We start from the raw sequence: 21606 nt of genomic DNA on the forward strand, positions 1-21606 counted from the left end.
CGAGGTAGATAGGGCAGAGGTGGAAGTGCGGTAACGTATGGAGCTGACTGCTACTAATAGGTCGAGGGCTTGACCAAAAAGCGAGAAAGCGGTCAAGACAGGAAAGAAGCAGGACGGAGCAGGCTTGCTTGTGAAGGAGTGGTTCTTAACTGGATTGGACATTTGCAAAGCAAAAGGCACCGAATGACGGAGTCATGAGGTGACCGCGATCGAGCATAAGCAAGGTTAAATAGATTCCAATGTCAACATGTATGTAGTTTTGAAAGTGCAATACTTTCTATTCCTCCTTAGCTCAGTCGGTAGAGCATGCGGCTGTTAACCGCAGTGTCGTTGGTTCGAGTCCAACAGGGGGAGGTTCAAAACTCCGTAAATAGTAACGTTTACGGAGTTTTTGTCATACAAATTTATTCATTAAAGAAGCGATGTTCTTTTGCTGCAGGAGAAGTTCTGGAAATGAAATATTCATGTTGTGAGTATGGGTATTTGCAGGGAACTTCTGAAATATCATCGTATCGTGCAGAATAAGTGAAAAATAGAATAAAATTTTTATTGATCTGTATTTGCAAGATTCACATCCAGAAATTTAAGATTTTTCTATATCCTTACATTATGGATTCTATTGTGAGAAATTCTGTATTTACCCATTTATAATTTATATTTAGATATAAACAGAACCGGAAATGGAACATCCGGTGAAAATGTAGCCAGTACCAGACAACGGTACTGATTTTTTGTATTTAAAATGCTTCCTGTATATCAATGTAATCACGTCATTTAAACCAGGATGATTAAATTTTTCAATGCATTTACGGGATAAGGAGCGAACCCATGTTATTGTGGCAAAAAGGCGGTGTCTTTACTGTTGTCAGAGGATTATGCCATATATTTACAAAATAGTTACACCACAATGATAGAATGAGTGCAATAATAAGGATAGAAGATATCAGGGGAGGAAGAGATATGAGTGCGCATATTCTGGTAATAGAAGATGAAGAGGCAATTAATGATCTGATCTGTATGAATCTGGAGGTAACAGGATATCAGGTAACTGCTTTTTTTGATGGAAACGAGGTTAGTAAAAGTCTTTCAGAAAAAGACGATTATGATTGTGCCCTTTTGGATGTGATGCTTCCGGGAAAGGATGGATTTGCTCTGCTTCCGGAACTGAAAGCCCATGGGATTCCGGTAATCTTTCTCACTGCCAGAGGCGAGGTACAGAATAAGGTACGGGGGCTGAAAGAAGGAGCTGAGGATTATCTTGTGAAGCCTTTTGAAATGCTGGAACTACTGGTGAGGATAGAAAAAGTTCTGGAGAGAAACGGAAGAATAAACAGTCGGATTCAGATTTATGATGTGGTAATTGACACAGAAAAACGGACCGTAACAAAGGACGGCCAGGAGATTTACCTGAAGCCTATGGAATATGAATGTCTTTTGTTGTTTGTGAGGCACAAAAACAAAGCTCTTACAAGAAAGCAGATTCTTGGGACACTGTGGGGAATGGAGTTTGAGGGAGAAACCCGTACCGTAGATGCCCATGTAGGACGTATCCGAAAAAAACTGGGATGGGGAAATGTAATAAGAACAATACCCACGATAGGATATAGACTGGAGGTGGACGAGTGAAGCTTTTTCGCAAAATTTTTCTTCAGGCGCTGTTGGCGGTAATGATCATTTCTCAGGCCACACTTATATATTTCCTGTATGAATCTCAGCAGCAGACTGTAAATGACTGGCGGGAAAATGAAGAAATCGTGTATAGGAACAAATTGAGGGAAATGAACACGAAACTGGATAGTACAGGAGTGATTTCTCATATGGGGGATACGAAGACAGACGTAATACGTTTGGAATTGATCAGTGTTTTCCGGGAGGTTTTTGGAAGTAGCGGGGCTTTGTTTTATAAGGGGGAATGTTTGTATAATGTCAGTTCTTATGAGTTTAATTATAAAGAAATGTGGGAAAATTTGCACGAGAAAACAGAGGGAGATATTTTTCCTGTACAGAAAGTAGAGGATAAGAGGCTCCTGGTCTTTATGAGTTCGGAACTGTACATAGGAAATCCTTATACAATTGTTTATTATAATGATATCACGGAAATTTATGATCGTACGGCAAGACTTTTTGTAAAGGGACTGATGATGACTCTTGTTCTTTTACTTCTGGCAGGAGGGATTCTGTACAGAAGTCTTGCCTATACGATACGTCCTCTCCTTTTGCTGAAAGATGCAGCTGCAGCTATTTCAGAGGGAAATTATCAGGTGCGTATTGATGACAGCAGAAAAGATGAGATCGGACAGCTTGCAAAAAGCTTTAATCATATGGCAACGACAGTTCAGGAAAATATAGAGGCTCTTACAAATACAAATGAAACTCAGAGAAGGATGCTGGGAAGTCTTGCTCATGAACTGAAAACCCCGATGACTGCGATCATGGGATATGCAGATACTCTTCTGACCGTTCGTTTAAGCGACAGAAGAAGGGAGCAGGCTCTGACTTATATAGGACGTGAATGCAGGAGACTGTCCAGATTGTCTGTAAAAATGCTGGAGCTGACAGAGCTTTATGAAGAAAAAGAACAGGTAGTGGATTTTGAAAAATGCCAGGTAAGAGATCTTTTGGAAAATGTAAGACAGCTGATGAAATTTAAGCTCAGTGAAAAAAACATCTGCCTGGAAACAGAGTGTATTCCAGAGGACTTATCCTGGGAAATGGATCAGGATATGATGGTCAGCTTTTTGGTGAATCTTGTGGATAACGCGTACAAAGCCTCTGAGAATGGTGGAAAAATTTTTATGAAAGCAGACGAACAGGGAATTACTGTAAAAGATCAGGGTCAGGGGATTCCGGAAGAGGAACTGAATCGTGTTACAGAGGCATTTTATATGGTGGATAAATCACGATCACGAAGCTTTGGAGGGGCAGGACTGGGACTGGCTCTCTGTAAGGAAATTGCCGAGCTTCACGGAGCGCGGCTTATAATCAAAAGCAGAGAGGGGACAGGTACTTCTGTTATTTTTCAGCGGTTACAGAACAGTTACAATCTGGGGGATATCCGACAGAATACTCTGTGATATTCTGATATCAGCAAAACAATAAAATCAGTGATGACTGTAGCAGGAACTGCATAGTCAGACATTAAGAGAGGAGATCGTATGAAAAGAAAAACGCTGGCATTGATCCTGGGGATGATGATAAGCACTGTATTACTGACCGGATGTGCAGAAACTCCGGAAGATTCTCTTGTGAAAATGAAGGGAAAAGAGGCAAGTGAAAAAAATTATGAAGAGGCAGAAATACCTGAAACTCAGGCAAATGCCGAAGAAACAGTGAAGGCAGATAAAGCTACCATTCGAGATATGGTAGGCGCTCCGGAAACCTATCAGAGTACGGTAACAGATGAGACCGGAAAGCTGAAGATTGACACAAACGCAGTGGTAGAAATTCCTGAGGCGGAAAAGGCTTCTGCCATTGCAGTCAGTCAGCATCCTTTTGACCAGGCGGAAATAGATCTTATTACAAATGCTTTTTTTAAGGATGCCAAGATTTATACCAGTTCCAGTTATTTTAGCAGAACAAAACAACAGGTTCTGAAAGAGCTCACCACCTGGAAGGGATATCTTGCAGAAGGAAATATGGACCCTAACGGATGGGGAAAAGATGAAAACGGAAATTATAATCTGGATATTTATGAGGTAATTGAAAATCTGGAGCAGGAATATGAAACTGCTCCGGAGGAGAGAGTATTGGAGGAGGTGAAGCCTCAGTTCGGACTTGAAACATCGGATGGGATGGGTGGAACCTATGTAATGGATGACAATTTTATTGGAGTGGCAGTGACAGAAGACGGAACTCCATTTCGCTATATTCTGAAGTCTTCCGGAAGCACGCCCATGTCTGTAAAAATTGAAAATAATAAAAAATATGAACAAAGTGAGCAGGCAGATGCATTATTTTTCTGGAACAGTTATGATGATTTTTCAGCAAACAATGATATTCATCTGGCAGAATCACTTCCGACAGAAGAGGAACTGAAGACTGACATCGGCATATCCTTTGAGGAGGCAAAGGCTCTTGCGGATGAGAAGGTGGCGGCTCTTCAGATCCCGGATATGGAGCTTGCAGACTGGGAATACGGACTTTGTACATATCAGGTAAACAGTCCGGAAAATAATGATATTCATATTCATGACACCGGTTATATGCTGTATTACACAAGGAAGCTGGACGGTATTCCCGTTACATACACAAATTCCTACGGCGGAGCTTTAGAGGACATGGATAGTGAAATGGAAACCTGGGATTATGAAAGACTGAATTTTTATGTGACGGAAGATGGGATCGACCAGGTGGAATTTATAAATCAGTATGATATTGGGGAGGTAAAAACAGAGCGTGTAAATCTAAAATCTTTTGATGAGATCATGGATATTTATGAAAAAATGATGCTGATACAAAATGCAGATACATTAAATTATGAAGATGGCAGAAACTATCATATTGACAGGATCACTTTTGGATACAGTCGAATTTATGAGCCTTCCACAGACAGCAGATCCGGGGTTCTGGTTCCGGTATGGGATTTCTTTGGAAATTTTGAGGGGATGTATACAGAAGAACAGAAGTCACAGGGAGCGCCGGAAACCTTTGGCAATTATGATAAAAAATGCAGCCATCTTACCATCAATGCCATAGACGGCAGCGTGATTGACAGAGAACTTGGATATTAAAGAACTGCAGAAGGAGAACAGAGCAGAGAATGAGCCAGATCAGAGCGGTTATCCGGTACAATTTTATGGGATTTTACAAAAAGCCCAAAGTGATACTGACATTTTTGCTGGGTTTTATTCTCTGTTTTCTGCTAAGTAGCCGGATCATGCCTGTGATACAGGCATATAAGTCTCCGGTTCAGATGCTGGAACCGTTTCTGTGGACCTTTGGAGATACAACGGCAATTCTTTTAAGTTCTGTACTTCTTTTGCTTTTGTTTTCAGACCTGCCGGTATTAAGTGCTATTACGCCGTATTATCTGTGCCGTACCACAAAAAAACGCTGGCTTTTCGGACAGCTTTTTTATGTGTCGGCTGTGTCAGGAATTTATACGGTTTTTATGCTGGGAGCAACCATGATCCTATGTGCAAAAGTGGGCTATCCGGGAAATATCTGGAGCGATACAGCGGCTATGCTTGCCTATTCCAAGCTGGGTGAGGACTTAAATGTTCCCTCTACGGTAAAGGTAATGGAAAGTGTTACGCCTTACGGATGTACAGCACAGGTGATTCTCCTGTTGTTTCTTTATATTCTCTGCCTGAGTTTTATTGTACTGGCAGGTAATCTTTTTCCTGGGAAAAACCGTGGACTGGCAGCAGGACTTCTGTTCTGCCTTTACGGATTTCTTCTGGAGCCTAAAGTACTTCGGGTTCTGCTGGGCTTTGAAGAATATGAGATGTTCCGGGTAAATGTGCTGATCGGATGGATCAGCCCTTTAAGCCATGCCTCTTATGGCAGGCACAATTTTGGATATGACCGTCTCCCGACAGTATGGCAGTCCTGCCTGATGTTTCTGATTCTGCTGGGATTTCTGGTCTGGTTTTGCGGAAGAAGGCTGAAATATTATCACTTTGTTTTTTTAGGAGAAAAGGATTGAGATGGGCAGTGAGATCAGAAGAATGTTCCTGGGAAAAGGATTCTGGATGGGACTGGCAGTGGCGATGGCAGGAATTATTTTTGGCGCATCCTATCCCAAAATAGAAGGACTTCTGGACACAGGAAAATTTGTGAGTATGGAAACAGAGGCGCTGAAATCTCAGGCAATGATTTTTCTGCTTCCTCTGGCATCAGTTCTTCCCTGGAGCGATTCTTTTCTTTTGGAACGTCAGGGCGGATTCCTGAAATCTGCGCTTCCGAGAACAGGAAGGCGGGTTTATGTGGAGAGCAAAGTGTTTACAGTGGCTCTGGGAGGATTTCTGGCAGTATTTCTGGCAGGGCTTCTGATGTTTTTTATCTATTTTTCAGTGTTTTTTCCTTTGGAGGAACAGGGAAAATTCCCATGGAATTCTGTGAGAGAGCTTACCTCGATTCTTTTTCGCTGTGGGATACTGGGAGGTATTATCAGCACTTTTGGAGGAATCTGTGGAACTTTGACAGGCTCCGTGTATCTGGCCTTTGGACTGCCCTTTGTGTCCTATTATTTCTGCGTGATATTAAGGGACAGATACTTTGAAAATGCATTGTGGCTGTATCCGCCTCAGTGGATTGAAGGTTCTGCGAAATGGGGAGAAAACAGTATGGGATTATGGCTGTTTCTTTTTATTTTTCTTGGGGTTGCAATGGTACTTCATGGAGGGCTTCTGTATGACAGAGTTAGTGAAATCTGAGCAGGTGATCCAGGTTGTAAAGGTGACAAAATATTTTGGAGAAGACTGTGTGCTGAAGGAGGCAGATCTTATTCTGAGAAAAGGAGAGGTCTGCGGTATTGTGGGGAATAATGGCTCAGGAAAAACAGTTCTGATGAAGTGTATCTGCGGATTTTTGCCAGTAACTTCAGGAGTGATCCGGGTGCAGGGACAGGAGATTGGAAAAGATGCAGATTTTCCGAAAAGTTTGGGCGTGATCATTGAGAGTCCGGGTTTTCTTACCAATATGACAGGATTTCGGAACCTTGAGATTCTGGCAGATATGAACCACCGGATCACGTCTGCTCAGATCAGGCTTGTACTGAAAAAGGTGGGTCTGAATCCTGACCTGAAAAAATCTGTGGCAAAATATTCCCTGGGTATGCGGCAGCGTCTGGGAATTGCTCAGGCAATCATGGAGGATCCGGATCTTCTGATCCTGGATGAGCCGTTTAACGGTCTGGATAAACACGGAGTAGAAGAGATACGAAAAATACTTCTGGAACTAAAAAAGGAAGGGAAAAGTATTCTTCTGGCAAGTCACAATGCAGAAGATATCAGGATTCTCTGTGACCGGGTTTTTGAGATGGACGGAGGAATTTTAAGGGAACGAGGAACGACGGAATGAAAAGGAATATAAGAAAAACAGTGATATTGCTGTCTGCAGTGATTCTTGGTGAAGCTCTGTGCCTGCAGGGAAACGGAGATATCGGGACAACACAGACAGGTGGTGTGATCGGTTCCGGCAGCCAGACAGTGTATGGTGCAGAATTATTAGTGGATGAAACAGAGAAAAACGGCTCAGAACAAGGTGTGGAGCCTGATGAGCCGGAGATCACAATAGTTCCGGTTCCTACTGATGTACCGGAGCCTTCTGTATCACCAGAACCCAGTGTGACTCCGGGTATTACGCCTGCTCCCACACCGGGAATGTCCATGAATATTGAAAACCTGAATATTTACACAAATGGTTCGGAGGATCTTTTCGGGGATGGTTCTGTACCTGAGGATCCAGGTGACGCTGCTGTGGGAGGATATTCCGGAGGGGGAGAAATGACTGCGGAACAGAAAGAAGAACTGATCCGTCAGCCCAGGCTCCTTCTGGAAAGCTTTAATCTTTCAGATAAAGCTCTGAATGCAGGCAGCCAGGCAGATGTGGAACTGGTGTTAAAAAACAGGAGCGGCAGTCAGGGAATTTATAATCTGAAAGTGTCCTTTGGTACAGAATCGCCATACATACAGTTTGAGAAGAAATCCTTTTATTTTTCCAGTGTAAATCCGGGAGGTGAAATTACTCTTAACAGTAAGGTAAGCATTACAAAGGATGCTAAGGACGGTCCTGTTCCGGTAACGGTTTCTTTTGAATATGAAGATGTGAAAGGGAAAGCGGCAACAGGTACAGAAAGTATTGAGATTCGGGTGGCGCAGCCTGTGTCGGCAGTTCTTGACTGTGAAGGAATCCCTGCATCTGTATATTCTACAGATACTATAGATCTGGCAGTCCGGGTACAGAATCTCAGCAGAACCGGTATTTATAATGTGCGTGTGGTGTTGGAAGGGCAGGGACTGTTCCCGAAAGAGGAAATTTTTGCCGGGAATATGGATGCCGGAACCATGACTGAAGGAAATATGCGTATTTATGTAGGAACCCGTACCATGAAAGCGCCAGGTCAGGATGAGGGAACAGATGAAAGTGAAATGTATGGAAAGGTAAGTGCCAAACTTACGCTGTTTTATGAGGATTTGCAGGGGAATGTTTATCAGGAAGCATCAGAATATCAGACGCAGATCAATAAGCTGGAAATACAGAGTCTGAAAATAGATACGCCCCCAAAGGCAAATTCCTGGTGGTATTCGGTTTTTGTTGTTGCTGGTGCAGGAATGCTTCTGACTATTATGGGACTTGTCATAAGAAACAGAAAGCAGAGAATACTTCTGGAGGAGGCTCGAAGGGAGGCAGCCGGTGAGAACAGGTAAAAGGAGACATTTCTGGCCGCTGACTGTGACGGGCGCAGCGATGGCAGCAGGTATTCTGTATCTGATGGTCCGGCTGATAGCAGGGATTCCGGCAGAACACAGAGAATATCAGGAGATTGTTTCCCTTGGGAAAGCGGCATATGATCAGGAATTACTGAAAGAAGTGCGAAAGATAGAGGGGCTGGTTTCCTTTACTCCGGTGCAGGAGATTCCTGTAGAGCTGAAGTTGGGGGAGTATACAATGAATACTGTATTTCAGGCAGCAGATCTTGTAGAAATCCATATGAAAGGAAAAGGACCGGATAAAATACAGGTTGGAAACACACTGGTTCTGTTGATTGGGAAAAACGTACTTTCTTCTATGACAGATGGAAACGGACGCAGGATTTCCAAAAAGGAACTTCAGAAATTCTGGGAGGGGAATGAAAAATACCTGCAGTACAGAATGGCAGATGAGGGCGGGCCTTCCGTAATAAGAAACATTTCTCAGGGAGAAGACGCAGAAAAAGCTGAAAAGGGTACAGATCCGGCAGCAGATACAATATCCGGGCAGGATGGCTCTGAACAGAAAGAAACGAAATGGCGGGACTGTTATGTTGCCGCGCGGTTGATGTCGCCTTCGGATGGAATTTATATGGATTATGGGCAGGGACGGCGGATGCTGGAGAACAGGTCTTTTTCCTGCAGCAAAGCATTGCTTACCGTTCAGGGAAAAGAGAACTTTGAAAAAGCGTCAGCCGCATTTGCAGATCTGGAAAGGAAACAGTAGAAGCTGGCAGACAGAAATCTTACCGGATAAAAAGGGGATATTTACGGGCGGAAAAAATACCCGCAAAAAAAATTAAAAAAAATATAAATTTCCTCTTGCAAAATAAAAACAAGTATGGTATTATAATTTTCGCTGAGGTCAGTAAAAATGATTACAGCGAAAAATAAGGCTCCATGGTCAAGCGGTTAAGACACCGCCCTTTCACGGCGGTAACAGGGGTTCAAATCCCCTTGGAGTCATTTAAAAAATATAAAATGTGATTTTCTTTGACTTGATTCCGACATTTGGTGTATAATGTTTTTAGTAGTATTACACGCCGATGTGGCTCAATTGGCAGAGCAGCTGATTTGTAATCAGCAGGTTATCGGTTCGAGTCCGATCATCGGCTTTTTGGACCTTTAGCTCAGTTGGTTAGAGCAACCGGCTCATAACCGGTCGGTCCTGGGTTCGAGTCCCCGAAGGTCCATTTATGTTTTTTGGCCCAGTGGCTCAGTTGGTTAGAGCGCCGCCCTGTCACGGCGGAGGTCGAGAGTTCGAGTCTCTTCTGGGTCGTTTTATGGGGTCTTAGCTCAGCTGGGAGAGCATCTGCCTTACAAGCAGAGGGTCATAGGTTCGAGCCCTATAGGCCCCATATATTTTTATCATTTTATAATGTATGCCGCAGTGGCGGAACTGGCAGACGCCCGGGACTTAAAATCCCGTGGGTAGTGATACCCGTACCGGTTCGATTCCGGTCTGCGGCAGTATTAAAAAGTGAGAGAAACGTTGAATTTACAGCGTTTCTCTTTTTTTGCTGTCAAAAGTCTGATTACACTTTTATAGATCCAGAATATCCTTCATGAAACTGATTGTTTTTTTCTTTCTTTTTGTACAAGTGTACTTTGAACACCACTGAACACTTTTTTTAGAAAGTCCCAGATTTTTAAAGACTGACATTAAATTCTTGTCTTTGTAGATATTTCTTAAATAATGGATTGTGGTATCTGATTTGCTATGCCCCATAGCTGACTGATGGTTGTGAGATTTTTCCGTCATAGGCAGTAGAAGCAATGCAGCGAACCATTGCAACGGTGTATTTGCAGGCATTACAGTTTTTAGATTACTTTGCTTTTTACTTTTCGTTCTTATGAGAACTATTGAAAAAATCATTTAATTCATTTCCCAATTGAATAGGAGTGTCTATATTTACTTCATGTCCTGCTCCGGATATAATCGTAATCTTTGCGTATGGTATTAAATTTTTCAGTTGTAGGGACGCTGATTTATTCGGTTTATCTTTTTCCCCACATATAATCAATACACGACAACAAATATCTTTCAGATTATGGGTAAAATCTAAATCAGTCATAGACTTGCATAAGCTGATAAAATCTGATTTCTGAAAACCCATTTTTGAAAATATTGATCCAGGCATAAAGTGAAACATGATATTTTGCATTTTTAGTAATTTTTTTGGCATTGAATACTGTGTTCCAATCAACACTAAAGAATGTACCTTTTCTGAATGTTCGATACTGTATTGCATAGCAAGAATACCACCTAAAGACAATCCACACAGCGTTAGCGGCTCGTTGAACTGTTCACAGTACCTTTCCAACGATTTATATAAAGTTTCATAGCAGGGGGATTCATAATATAGCCAGTCTGCAAGATTAGGACACAATATATCCCATTTATCACTCATTACGTCTAATGTTTTATTCCAACTGGAAGAAGTCTGCCCCAGTCCATGTAGTAAGATATATTTCATTTTGTTTCACTCCTGCGTTTTGATATACCATTTATTATAGCAGGTTTCACATCTCGGCTACAATGAAAATTTATATGGCGGACTTATTTATCCGGCTGTTTCTGCAGTGCATGGTTCTATAGGATGCCTGCGTTCTGATTGTCTTTATTTTTCACCACAATATCCTTTGCCTTTACATATCAGTCCACATCTGCGCCACCAAAAGTTTTTACTGATACTATGGAATATCCGGACCGGTTTTCTTTCTTGTAAAAGTGCGGGATTTGCGTTATACTGTTCAGCAGTATCTGAGAGGAATATAAAATTATATTACAGAAAGGATGTTTAAAATGAATGATGACAAAAGCTTTCTGGGGACAGAACCGATAGGAAAGCTTCTGATGAAGCTGGCGCTTCCCACAGTGGCGGCACAGATCATCAACATGCTTTACAATATTGTAGACAGAATTTACATAGGGCATATTCCGGGAGACGGAGCGCTGGCTCTTACCGGTGTAGGCGTATGTATGCCCATTATTATGATCGTATCTGCATTTGCGGCTCTGGTAGGAAACGGCGGCGCGCCGAGAGCAACGATCTACATGGGAAAAAAAGACCATAATACTGCAGAAAAAATCCTTGGAAACTGTTTTTTTACACAGATTGTAATTTCTGTGATTCTGACAGCAGTGCTTCTTATCTGGAACCGTGAGTTTCTTATGGCATTTGGAGCCAGCGAAAACACCATTGAATATGCTGTTTCTTACATGAACATCTACGCAATAGGAACTATTTTTGTACAGATTACACTGGGGATGAATATGTTTATTACTGCGCAGGGATTCGCAAAAACGGGAATGCTTTCCGTACTTCTTGGGGCAGTCACGAATATTATCCTTGACCCGATCCTGATCTTTGGTTTCCATATGGGAGTAAGAGGAGCTGCTTTGGCAACGATTCTTTCTCAGGCGCTTTCCTGTATCTGGGTTCTGTTTTTCCTTTTTGGAAAAAAGACAGTACTCAAGCTGAAAAAGAACAATATGCGCATAAAAAAAGAAATCATTCTTCCCTGCCTTGCTCTTGGCCTTTCTGTATTCATCATGCAGGCAAGTGAAAGTGTGATTTCCGTGTGCTTTAACTCTTCTCTGTTAAAATACGGCGGAGATATTGCGGTAGGAGCAATGACGATCCTTACCAGTGTCATGCAGTTTGCAATGCTGCCTCTTCAGGGACTGGGACAGGGCGCACAGCCGATCATCAGCTATAACTATGGAGCAGGAAACAGAGTACGTGTAAAAAAAGCCTTTATTCTGCTTTTAAAATGCAGTATGTTCTATGCAACCTTGTTCTGGGCAGTTGTTATGCTTTTCCCGCAGATGTTTGTAGGAATGTTTACTTCAGATGCAGCGCTGGCAGAATTTACACAGAGAGCGCTTAGGATTTATATGGCTGTTGTGTGTCTGTTTGGTATTCAGATGGCATGTCAGATTACCTTTGGAGCACTGGGAAATGCAAAATCATCGATTCTGGTTGCGGTAATGAGAAAGTTTATCCTTCTTATCCCGTTAATCTATATCATGCCGAATGTTCTTTCCGGAGATAAAACAATGGCAGTTTATATGGCAGAGCCGGTAGCAGATGTTCTTGCTATTACATTTACAGGAGTTCTGTTCTTCTTCCAGTTCCGAAAGGTTATGACAGAGATGAAGCAGAAAGAAAAAAAGACTATTAAATAATTGATCATGTATGATTTTACCTCCAGGCGGCTGGTTTATAAGACAGCCATCTGGAGGTTTTTAACTTGCCGGTTTTTATTTCAGCTGTGCTTCTGTGACAATCGTGCCTCCGCCAAGTACTGTATCGCCATCGTAGAAGACAGCAGCCTGTCCCGGAGTTACAGCGCGCTGAGGCTCATGGAAAGTGACTTTTAGAAGATCCTTTTCGATCTGCTCTATAGTAGCCGGCTGTTCCGGCTGACGGTAACGGGTTTTGACTTTACACTGAACAGGACCGTCCAGGTGATCCCAGGGGATCAGGTTGATATCATTTACCAGACAGGAGGAGGACATCAGATCTTCTTTTTTGCCAAGGATTACTTGATTTGTCTGCAGTGATTTTCCGCATACATACAAAGACTGAGGGGCAGAGATGCCAAGACCTCTTCTCTGACCAATGGTATAATGGATATGTCCTTTATGTTTTCCGAGAACCCGACCGTCCGTATCTAAAAATTCACCAGGCGCAGAGGAGTTTCCGGTATATTCTTCTATAAAGGACGCATAATCGCCGTCCGGAATAAAGCAGATATCCTGGCTGTCCGGTTTGTCTGCATTAATAAATCCCTGTTCCTGGGCAATTTGACGAATTTCCGCCTTGGTATATTCACCCAGAGGAAAAAGGATATGAGCAAGCTGTTCCTGGGTCATGGAATAAAGTACATAGCTCTGATCCTTTGTGGAGTCCAGGCCTTTTTTCAGAAGATATCTTCCCGTATCAGGATCTTTCTGGACTCTTGCGTAATGACCGCTGACAACGTAATCTATTCCCAGTTCTTGTGCTTTTTTTACAAGAGCATCAAATTTCAGGAAGCGGTTACAGTCAATGCAGGGATTCGGTGTTCCGCCATTCAGATAGGTAGAAGCAAATTTGTCGATCACGTTTTTGCGGAATTCCTCCTGCATGGGAAATACATAATAAAGCATTCCAAGTCGGGCTGCCACATTGCGTGCGACCTCCGTATCTGAGGGAGTACAGCAGGCGCGCTCTCCCGGCTGGCTGCACTGAGGGTTATCATAAAGCTTCAAAGTAGCTCCGGCGCAGTCATAGCCTTTCTGAGCCATCAGGTATGCTGCCACACTGGAGTCCACTCCTCCGCTCATGGCGATAAGTGCTTTTTTCTGCATGGATGTTTCTCCTTCTTATATATGAATATCAATTATTTTTGCTGACGCTATGGTATCATTATAAACCTATGATGTCAATGTGTAAATGGAACAGTATGAAACCTGCATAAATGGAGCGGTATAAAACATCATCTTCTATATGGCGCTGTCCCACAAGGTACTTTGCCGCATATGATAAATTACGGAACCTGCAGGGAAATTCTATTACTATATAGAATATGAAATGGATTTTTGTTTGCTGATGTGGAATTCCAGGGTTTTAAGACATTTTTTAAAGATTTTATAAATATATTAGAAAATATACAAACTCTCATCACAATTATATTGTATGCTGTAAATGTCTTAAAGATAATACACTTTAAGAAGCGGCAGTGATTCAATGCCGGAAGAGCTGCCGAACTCTTTCCTTTCCCTAAAATAAAAGAAAACGAACGAACAGCCGCCCCGCCTGGCAGGAATGTCAGGGGAGCGGTAGTTTTCTGTCTGTAAATAAATTTCTGTTTTTGGTTGTCATTCAGGTTTTAACGTCTGAAGCGGTTAAAGCAGGAGTAAATTTCCTGAGGCCGTGGCAGAGCATATCCGCAGGAAATGGATCCGTTGTTTAAAAATGCAAAGCCTTGTCGGTCCAGCTCCCTGATCAGATACTCTGCGATTTCAGATAAAGTTCTTTTTCCATCGATCAGGTGTTCCACAGCATATTTCAGGAGCAGGCCCAGACAGGCCGTCTGTTCTGTATCCACAAGCTGTTCTATATATCTGAGATCTACTTCCTGCCGTCCAATGGAAAAACTGTCTTTGCCATGTGTCTTTATTTTCAGTCGTTCAGGTTTGTCAGAGATTCTTCGGCCTGAACGGGAGAAAGTCTGTGTATTGCCAGTCATAACGCGGCTGCTCTGCGGAAAAGCAAATGTCGGCGCGCCGGAGGGCTCCAGAGGATAGCTGCTGCACAGCTCTTTTGTTTTTTCGGTAATATCAATGGGACGATAAGAATCCATCTGTATAATGGTATCAGCAATATGAAAAAAGGCTCCTGAGCTTCCGGCAACAAGGATTGTGGAAATTCCGGCTTTCTGATACAGGTTCCCGGCTCGTTCCAGAAACGGAGTGATCGGTTCTTTTTCTCTTGCAATTACTTTCTGCATAAAGGAATCTCTTACCATAAAATTTGTGGCAGATGTATCCTCATCCAGAAGAAAGACTTTGCTTCCGGACTCCATGCCCTCAATGATCCCGGCTGCCTGAGAGGTACTGCCGCTGGCATCCTCTGTTGAGAAACAGCGGGTGTCTTTTTTATTGGGAAGATCATTGATAAAAAGGGAGATATCTACATCCTTAATAAAACGTCCGTCTTCTGAGCGAAGCTTCAGGGCGGTGCTGTCTGTGATCACATATTCTCTGCCGTCTCCCGGTATATGATTATAAACACCCAGTTCAAGCGCATTAAGAAGAGTGGATTTGCCGTGATAGCCGCCTCCTACGATCAAAGTGATCCCCTGAGGGATACCCATACCGGTTATGGTTCCTTTGTGTGGAAGTTCCATGGTAACACGCAGAGAGTCCGGAGAGCGGAAAGGAACAGAATCTTTCATGGGGCGGGAAGACACTCCGCTTTCTCTTGGAAGAATGGAACCGTCTGCCACAAAAGCTGCAAGAGAGCGTATTTTCAGCTGTTCCCGGATAAAGGTCTGATCCTCTGCAAGAAAAACAGCCTCTCTCAGTCCGGCAGCATTAAGATTTTGATAAAGAAAGGTGTTTTTTACACAGACCGGAAGAAATTCAAACAGAATCTTTTCCAATTCTATGGAATTAATAGTACGTCCGTTTGCAGGAAAACCGATAAAGAAACGGGCAATGATCTCCTGACTCGTGACCTCACAGGCAGTTCTTTTCAGAACCTCCTGCCCACAGTGGCTGACAGAGATCAGGCCGCTTTTTCCGGAACCTTTTGCCTTAAAAGAAAAACGGTTGATCTGCCGTTCAAACTGGCGGGTCAGATAATCGCAGAGTGTGATCTTTGCAACAGGATTCTGAAGGTATTCTTCCGGAAAACCGGCAGTTTTCAGGGAAATACGGATGCTGATATGGGAGGGAGAAGCAAAAGGATCCCCCTGAACATGATCAACAGATAAAATATAATGGTCGAACCGGTACGTTCCTTTCAGAGATTTATATGCAGGATAGCTTTTTCTGTGAATGGAGTGAAGCATATTTTGGAGATCTGTGGATTGCTGCATAATATAGTTGCCTCCTTGATAAACTAATAAACGGCAGAATTGCCTTTCTGTTCATTTTAGTAAATGATCGGCAATAAGGCAATGATTTTTGGAAAAGAAAATATCCGGGAAAATAAAAAAACACCGGAAGTTCTTTCTTAAATCTTCTTTAAGATTTGTCAATATGTGTAGAATTTTAGATATAATTGGATTATAATGTACAGGAATTATATATTAATTCAGGCAGAAACAGGATTTTTGCAGAAATACAGAAACCTGATGTCATATTCCGAAAAAATTCGGAGTATTAAATATGAATTATATTAAGGAAAGGTGGAACCAATATGGAACGAAGAAACGCATGGCTCAGCTATGGAGAAAATGAAGAAAAAGAGATGGAGCAGATTGCCAAAAGCTATAAAAGCTTTCTGGACGCTGGAAAAACAGAAAGAGAATGTGTTACAGAGCTGATCAGACAGGCAGAGGCTGCCGGCTATGTTTCTATGGAGAAGAAACTTGCGTCAGGAGAAAAAATTCAGGCAGGAGACAAAGTTTATTCTGTAGCAATGAACAAGATTCTGGCATTTTTCCATATCGGACAGGAGCCTCTGGAAAAAGGTATGAATATCCTGGGCGCGCATATTGACTCTCCGCGAATTGACATTAAACAGAATCCTCTTTATGAAGAGGCTGATATGGCATATCTGGATACCCATTACTACGGCGGTGTAAAAAAATATCAGTGGGTTGCGCTTCCCCTTGCCATTCATGGCGTGATCGCAAAAAAAGACGGCACAGTTGTAAATGTGACAGTAGGAGAGGATGAAAACGATCCTGTTGTTTATATCACAGATCTTCTGATCCATCTGGCAGGAAAACAGCTTCAGAAAACAGCTGCTGAGGTCATTGAAGGTGAAAATCTTGATATTCTCATTGGAAGCAGACCGCTGAAAGATCTTGATGACGACAAAAAGAAAGAGGCTGTAAAAGAAAATATCCTCAGAATCCTGAAAGAAAAATATGATGTAGAGGAAGAGGATTTCCTTTCTGCAGAGCTTGAGGTAGTTCCGGCAGGAAAAGCAAGAGACTGCGGACTGGACAGAAGCATGGTTACCGGCTATGGTCAGGACGACCGTGTATGCGCGTATACTTCTTTCCTGGCAATGCTGGAAATGGAGGCTCCGAAACGTACAGCCTGCTGTCTTCTTACAGATAAAGAAGAGATCGGCAGTGTAGGAGCAACAGGAATGCAGTCCAGATTTTTTGAAAACAGCGTGGCAGAGCTTCTGGAAGGAATGGGATGCTATTCTGATCTGACACTGCGCAGAGCTCTCAGAAGCTGCAGTATGCTTTCCTCAGACGTAAGCGCAGGTTTTGACCCTGCCTATGCAGAAGCTTTTGAAAGAAAAAATGCAGCATTTCTCGGAAGAGGAATTGTTCTGAACAAGTTTACAGGAGCCAGAGGAAAATCAGGTTCTAATGATGCAAATGCAGAATATGTTGCAAGAGTACGGAAGATTTTTGACGATCATGAGATCGCTTTCCAGACTGCAGAGCTTGGAAAGGTAGACGTAGGCGGAGGCGGAACGATCGCCTATATTGCGGCTCTTTATGGAATGGAAGTGATTGACAGCGGCGTGGCTGTGCTGAGTATGCATGCTCCATGGGAAGTAACCAGCAAGGCTGATATTTATGAAGCTAAAAAAGCATACAAGGCCTTTTTGCTTGACGCATAAATAATATTTTTGTACAGCAGTAAGTTTATACCGGAATATTGAAGTATTTTGGTGCTTTTTTCCGTTTTATTTATTGATAAAGGAATTTTATCATACCTTATAAAACAGGTGGAAAAGAGAGTATAAAAGGAGAAGTCATGGGGGATACATTAATCAAGGTAGAAGACCTGTGTAAAATTTACAACCCTGGAGAAAACGAAGTCCGCGCTCTGGATCATGTGAACCTTGAAATTAAAACAGGAGAGTTTGTAGCCATCATCGGTCAGTCCGGTTCCGGAAAATCTACGTTTATGAATATGCTGGGCTGTCTGGATGTGCCTACTTCCGGAAAATATTATCTGAACGGAACGGACGTATCCACCATGAAGGACAATGAACTGTCAGTGGTTCGAAACCGCGAGATCGGATTTATTTTTCAGGGCTTTAATCTGATCGCAAATCTGAATGCCATCGAGAATGTGGAGCTTCCTCTGATATACCGGGGTATTGACAGGAAAACAAGACATAAGCTGGCTATTGAGTCACTGAAAATGGTAGGCCTTGAGAAACGAATGCAGCATAAACCAAGCGAGATGTCCGGCGGACAGCAGCAGAGAGTGGCAATAGCCAGAGCCATTGCGGCCAAACCGCCGGTTATCCTGGCAGATGAACCAACAGGAAATCTGGATTCTGCATCCAGCAGAGAAATTCTCGGAATCCTGAAGCAAATGCATCAGTCCGGAAAGACTGTGATCCTTATTACACACGACAATGGGATTGCCGATCAGGCAAGACGGGTGGTAAGGATCATGGATGGAAAGATAGAATCAGACACCATAAATCAGGATTTTGGTAAAGGAGAGGAAGTATTATGAAAAAGCCAAAGAAGAAACTGGTGATCGGAGTTGGAGCAGTAGCAGTGGCGGCGGTTGGGACAATTGCAGTTCTGGGAAATTCCGGAAAAGAAGGGAGCGCACTTCCGAAAGTGGAGGTTGTGGAAGCTGTAACCGGAGATGTTCAGCAGACTGTAGAGGCCAGCGGAACAGTTGTCAGCGAGGAAGAAAAGACATATTTTTCACCGGCAAATGCAAAGGTTGACGAGGTTTCCTTTAAAGAAGGGGAAACGGTAAAGGCCGGAACAAAGCTTGTGGAATTTAATATGAAAGATCTTGAGAGAGAAGAGAAAAAAGCTGAGCTGAATATGAAATCCGGTGAGCTTGATATGCAGAATACTCTCAATAAATCGGATAAAGCGGTACAGAAACAAAAAGATGCTCAGGGAAATGTTGCTTCCCTGGAGCAGCAGGTGGCAGCACAGAAAAATTATGTGGCAGGTCTGAAATCACAGCTGGCCCAGGTAACGGCAGATGCTCAGGCTCAGGTTGCAGCGGAAGCTGCCAGAAAAGCAGAAGAGGCAAGACGGGCTCAGGAGAAAAAGCAGCAGGAAATCCAGCGTAAGTATGAAGAGGCAGTGAGAATTTATGAAAATGAAACGCTCCCTGCATATCAGACCAGGCTGAACGAGCTGAATTTAGCAGCAGATCAGGCGCTTACAGCTTACAATCAGGCTGAGAATACATATCAAATGGCATTTACAGCCTGGTCAGCAGACCAGAGTCCGGAAAATACAGAAGCGCTTTCTCAGGCAGAGGCAGACAGAAGCAATGCTCAGGTAGAATACCAGAATGCTCAGGTCGTTTATGAGGATTACAAAACTCAGATGCCTCCGGCTCCTCTTTTATCAGATTTTACAGGCGCTTCTGATCTGGTGACAGACGGGAGCGGAAGCGATTTCAGCGATACGCCTTCCGGGGACATTTCCGGAGGGACTGTGTCAGTGGATACTTCCGGAATTGAAATAGCTCTTGAACAGGCAAGCAGCGATCTGGCAGAGCTTCAATCAGAGCTTGCGTCTCAGGAGGCGATTGCCGAGGCAGACCCCAATGCAGTAACTAAAGAAGAAAAGGAAAAGATGAAGATCACAAATAATCTTTCCGAGCTTGAAAAAATGTCTGCCAAAGAGCTGGTAGAATCTGCTAAAAAGGGCGTAACAGCGGATTTTAACGGAGTTATTTCAAAAGTAACGGTGGTAGAAGGCTCTACCGTAACCCAGGGAACGGAACTTTTTACTTTGCAGAATACGGATAAAGTAGATGTGGATGTAAATATTTCCAAATACGATTATGATAAGATCCAGAAAAATCAGAAAGCAGAGATCACCCTTGCAGGCAAAAAATACGAGGGAACGGTAACATCTGTCAGTCATATTGCCACACAGAATGAAAAGGGAGCTTCTCTGATTTCCGCAAGAGTAAGAATTGACCATCCGGATGAAAATGTATTTCTTGGAGTAGATGCAAAGGTGACGATTCAGGCAAACAAAGCAGAAGATGTTCTTGTTCTTCCGGCAGAGGTTGTGAATATCGGTAAACAGGGATCTTTCTGTTATGTCCTTGAGGACGGAGTGATTGCTAAAAAGAATATTGAAACCGGACTTAGCTCTGATGATTACATAGAAGTGACAGAAGGTATTGAAGAGGGAGATACAGTGATCCGGGATATTGGAACGCTTCAGGAAGGAATGCCTGCAGAGGCCATGGCGTCAGGTGATGCCGCAGCAACGGGAGAAGGTGCCTGATGAATGGATTTTATGAATATGTAAAAATGGCTGTTCAGAATATCCGCGCAAATAAAGGCCGGTCTTTTCTGACAATGCTTGGTATCATTATCGGAATTGCTTCTGTTATCGCGATTGTTTCCATTGGTGAGGGAACAAAAAATCAGATGAATTCAGAAATCAGTGATATCGGAGGCGGTCAGGTTTACATTTACGTCAGTAATGATGCAATGACAGAACAGGAATGGATCACACCGGAAGATATTGATGCTGTCCGCAAGCTGGAAAGTGTGGAAGGGGTAAATGTAGGTGATAGCTATGACGGAGAAACAGTTACCGGGAAGGGAACCTTTAAGCTTATGGTAACTGCCGAAGGTCCGGACCCCAAAATGATAAAGAATGCGGACATGAAATATGGAAATTACTTTGGTGAGCAGGAAGTGGAAGAGGCAAAACCGGTATGCGTGATCTCTGATGCCGATGCCAGACGTCTGTTTGGTACAGATGATGTAGTGGGAATGAGCCTTGACGTTACCTGCTATGATGTGACAAAAAGCTTTCGTATTGCCGGTGTGACTACCCAGAAAGAAAACGGAACCTTTGTCAGCTATACATATGAAGGGATGCCTGCAACTGTAAATATTCCCTATACCGCAATGAATGAACTGGTAGGAGATATGGATTACTTTTATTCCATGACGGTTCAGGTGGATAAAAGTCTGGACTCCCAGAAGGTTGCCAATGAGATCGTTCATCTTTTGGAAAAGAGACATCAGAGCGCAGGAGATGATTATTTCCAGATCCAGAATTTCCAGGATGTGATGAAATCCATGAACCAGATGCTTGGCATGGTAACTGCATTTATTTCCTTTGTAGCAGGAATCTCTCTGCTGGTAGGAGGAATAGGCGTTATGAACATTATGCTGGTTTCTGTAACGGAAAGGACAAGGGAGATTGGTATCCGTAAATCTCTTGGAGCAAAAACTTCCTCTATTATGCTACAGTTTCTGGCGGAAGCTGCCATTCTTACTGTGATTGGCGGAGTGATCGGAATTATTCTGGGAATTATCGGAGCATATGGAATCTGCAGTGTCATAAGCGCAGGTATGCAGATGGAGATTAGTCCCGGAATCAGCCTAAGCACAATTTTGTTTGCGACTTTGTTTTCCTGTGCAGTTGGTGTCTTCTTTGGAATTTATCCTGCAAGAAAGGCAGCAAAACTCAGTCCTATTGAAGCTCTGAGAAGAAACTGAGATGATATAAGGGTTTCCGTGGGAGAAATCTGGCA

The 21606-nt window shown here is 43.0% G+C and carries 16 protein-coding genes, 7 tRNA genes and 1 pseudogene; 20 read left to right on the top strand and 4 right to left on the bottom strand.

From position 1 onward, the window contains the following. Window positions 1-281: 281 nt before the first annotated feature. The 15 genes from LU279_RS03370 to LU279_RS03440 all read left to right on the top strand — a co-directional run bounded on the left by LU279_RS03370 (window position 282) and on the right by LU279_RS03440 (window position 9884). Window positions 282-354, top strand: a tRNA-Asn gene (locus tag LU279_RS03370). 606 nt (window positions 355-960) lie between these two features. After that, window positions 961-1626 (top strand): response regulator transcription factor, encoded by a 666-nt coding sequence (locus LU279_RS03375; RefSeq protein ID WP_274421170.1) that lies wholly within the window; start codon window positions 961-963, stop codon window positions 1624-1626. After that, window positions 1623-3074, top strand: coding sequence for a sensor histidine kinase (locus LU279_RS03380; RefSeq protein ID WP_274421171.1), 1452 nt, complete (start codon window positions 1623-1625; stop codon window positions 3072-3074). The genes LU279_RS03375 and LU279_RS03380 overlap by 4 nt, the downstream gene beginning before the upstream one ends. A gap of 81 nt (window positions 3075-3155) precedes the next feature. Beyond that, on the top strand, window positions 3156-4730 hold the full coding sequence (locus LU279_RS03385; protein ID WP_274421172.1) for a DUF6034 family protein: 1575 nt from the start codon (window positions 3156-3158) through the stop codon (window positions 4728-4730). 29 nt (window positions 4731-4759) lie between these two features. Beyond that, a complete protein-coding gene (locus LU279_RS03390) occupies window positions 4760-5647 on the top strand; it encodes a hypothetical protein (protein ID WP_274421173.1) in 888 nt (295 codons plus the stop codon). Between the two features lies 1 nt (window position 5648). After that, entirely contained in the window at window positions 5649-6377 is a 729-nt protein-coding gene (locus LU279_RS03395) for an ABC transporter permease (RefSeq protein ID WP_274421175.1), read from the top strand. Continuing rightward, window positions 6355-7023 (top strand): ABC transporter ATP-binding protein, encoded by a 669-nt coding sequence (locus LU279_RS03400; protein ID WP_274421176.1) that lies wholly within the window; start codon window positions 6355-6357, stop codon window positions 7021-7023. The genes LU279_RS03395 and LU279_RS03400 overlap by 23 nt, the downstream gene beginning before the upstream one ends. Then, window positions 7020-8372 (top strand): hypothetical protein, encoded by a 1353-nt coding sequence (locus LU279_RS03405; protein WP_274421177.1) that lies wholly within the window; start codon window positions 7020-7022, stop codon window positions 8370-8372. The genes LU279_RS03400 and LU279_RS03405 overlap by 4 nt, the downstream gene beginning before the upstream one ends. Next, window positions 8359-9141, top strand: coding sequence for a hypothetical protein (locus LU279_RS03410; protein ID WP_274421178.1), 783 nt, complete (start codon window positions 8359-8361; stop codon window positions 9139-9141). The genes LU279_RS03405 and LU279_RS03410 overlap by 14 nt, the downstream gene beginning before the upstream one ends. Window positions 9142-9308: 167 nt before the next feature. Next, window positions 9309-9380, top strand: a tRNA-Glu gene (locus LU279_RS03415). Window positions 9381-9456: 76 nt separating this feature from the next. Then, window positions 9457-9529: transfer RNA gene (locus LU279_RS03420), tRNA-Thr, on the top strand. Between the two features lie 4 nt (window positions 9530-9533). Beyond that, window positions 9534-9607 (top strand) — tRNA-Ile (locus LU279_RS03425). 12 nt (window positions 9608-9619) lie between these two features. Beyond that, window positions 9620-9693 (top strand) — tRNA-Asp (locus LU279_RS03430). 6 nt (window positions 9694-9699) lie between these two features. Continuing rightward, window positions 9700-9772, top strand: a tRNA-Val gene (locus tag LU279_RS03435). Between the two features lie 26 nt (window positions 9773-9798). Continuing rightward, a tRNA-Leu gene (locus LU279_RS03440) sits at window positions 9799-9884 on the top strand. 368 nt (window positions 9885-10252) lie between these two features. Here the strand turns inward: LU279_RS03440 and LU279_RS03445 are convergent. Together LU279_RS03445 and LU279_RS13590 are read right to left on the bottom strand one after the other, a co-directional pair. Beyond that, window positions 10253-10891 carry an alpha/beta fold hydrolase gene (locus LU279_RS03445; RefSeq protein ID WP_274421179.1) on the bottom strand — a complete coding sequence of 213 codons (639 nt, stop codon included), beginning with the start codon at window positions 10889-10891 and terminating at the stop codon, window positions 10253-10255. 116 nt (window positions 10892-11007) lie between these two features. Continuing rightward, window positions 11008-11109: pseudogene (locus tag LU279_RS13590) on the bottom strand (YdcP family protein); the annotation flags it as partial. Between the two features lie 111 nt (window positions 11110-11220). On the opposite strand from LU279_RS13590, the gene LU279_RS03450 reads away from it, so the two are divergent. Next, window positions 11221-12606 (top strand): MATE family efflux transporter, encoded by a 1386-nt coding sequence (locus LU279_RS03450; protein ID WP_274421180.1) that lies wholly within the window; start codon window positions 11221-11223, stop codon window positions 12604-12606. Between the two features lie 75 nt (window positions 12607-12681). Here LU279_RS03450 and mnmA read toward each other — a convergent pair whose 3' ends face one another. Both mnmA and LU279_RS03460 read right to left on the bottom strand, forming a co-directional pair. Further along, window positions 12682-13773: a tRNA 2-thiouridine(34) synthase MnmA gene (mnmA, locus tag LU279_RS03455; RefSeq protein WP_274421181.1), complete on the bottom strand. Its 1092-nt coding sequence runs from the start codon at window positions 13771-13773 to the stop codon at window positions 12682-12684. A 521-nt stretch (window positions 13774-14294) separates the two neighbouring features. Beyond that, a complete protein-coding gene (locus tag LU279_RS03460; RefSeq protein WP_274421182.1) occupies window positions 14295-16007 on the bottom strand; it encodes an ABC-ATPase domain-containing protein in 1713 nt (570 codons plus the stop codon). 323 nt (window positions 16008-16330) lie between these two features. On the opposite strand from LU279_RS03460, the gene LU279_RS03465 reads away from it, so the two are divergent. From LU279_RS03465 to LU279_RS03480, 4 genes are all read left to right on the top strand, one after another. Then, window positions 16331-17722 (top strand): aminopeptidase, encoded by a 1392-nt coding sequence (locus LU279_RS03465; RefSeq protein ID WP_274421183.1) that lies wholly within the window; start codon window positions 16331-16333, stop codon window positions 17720-17722. Between the two features lie 137 nt (window positions 17723-17859). Continuing rightward, window positions 17860-18576 carry an ABC transporter ATP-binding protein gene (locus tag LU279_RS03470; RefSeq protein WP_138271083.1) on the top strand — a complete coding sequence of 239 codons (717 nt, stop codon included), beginning with the start codon at window positions 17860-17862 and terminating at the stop codon, window positions 18574-18576. Next, on the top strand, window positions 18573-20339 hold the full coding sequence (locus LU279_RS03475) for an efflux RND transporter periplasmic adaptor subunit (protein WP_274421184.1): 1767 nt from the start codon (window positions 18573-18575) through the stop codon (window positions 20337-20339). The genes LU279_RS03470 and LU279_RS03475 overlap by 4 nt, the downstream gene beginning before the upstream one ends. Beyond that, on the top strand, window positions 20339-21571 hold the full coding sequence (locus LU279_RS03480) for an ABC transporter permease (RefSeq protein ID WP_274421185.1): 1233 nt from the start codon (window positions 20339-20341) through the stop codon (window positions 21569-21571). The genes LU279_RS03475 and LU279_RS03480 overlap by 1 nt, the downstream gene beginning before the upstream one ends. The last annotated feature ends 35 nt before the right edge of the window (window positions 21572-21606 follow it).

It is taken from the genome of Blautia sp. XA-2221, assembly GCF_028767025.1.
Classification (GTDB): Bacteria; Bacillota; Clostridia; order Lachnospirales; family Lachnospiraceae; genus Blautia_A.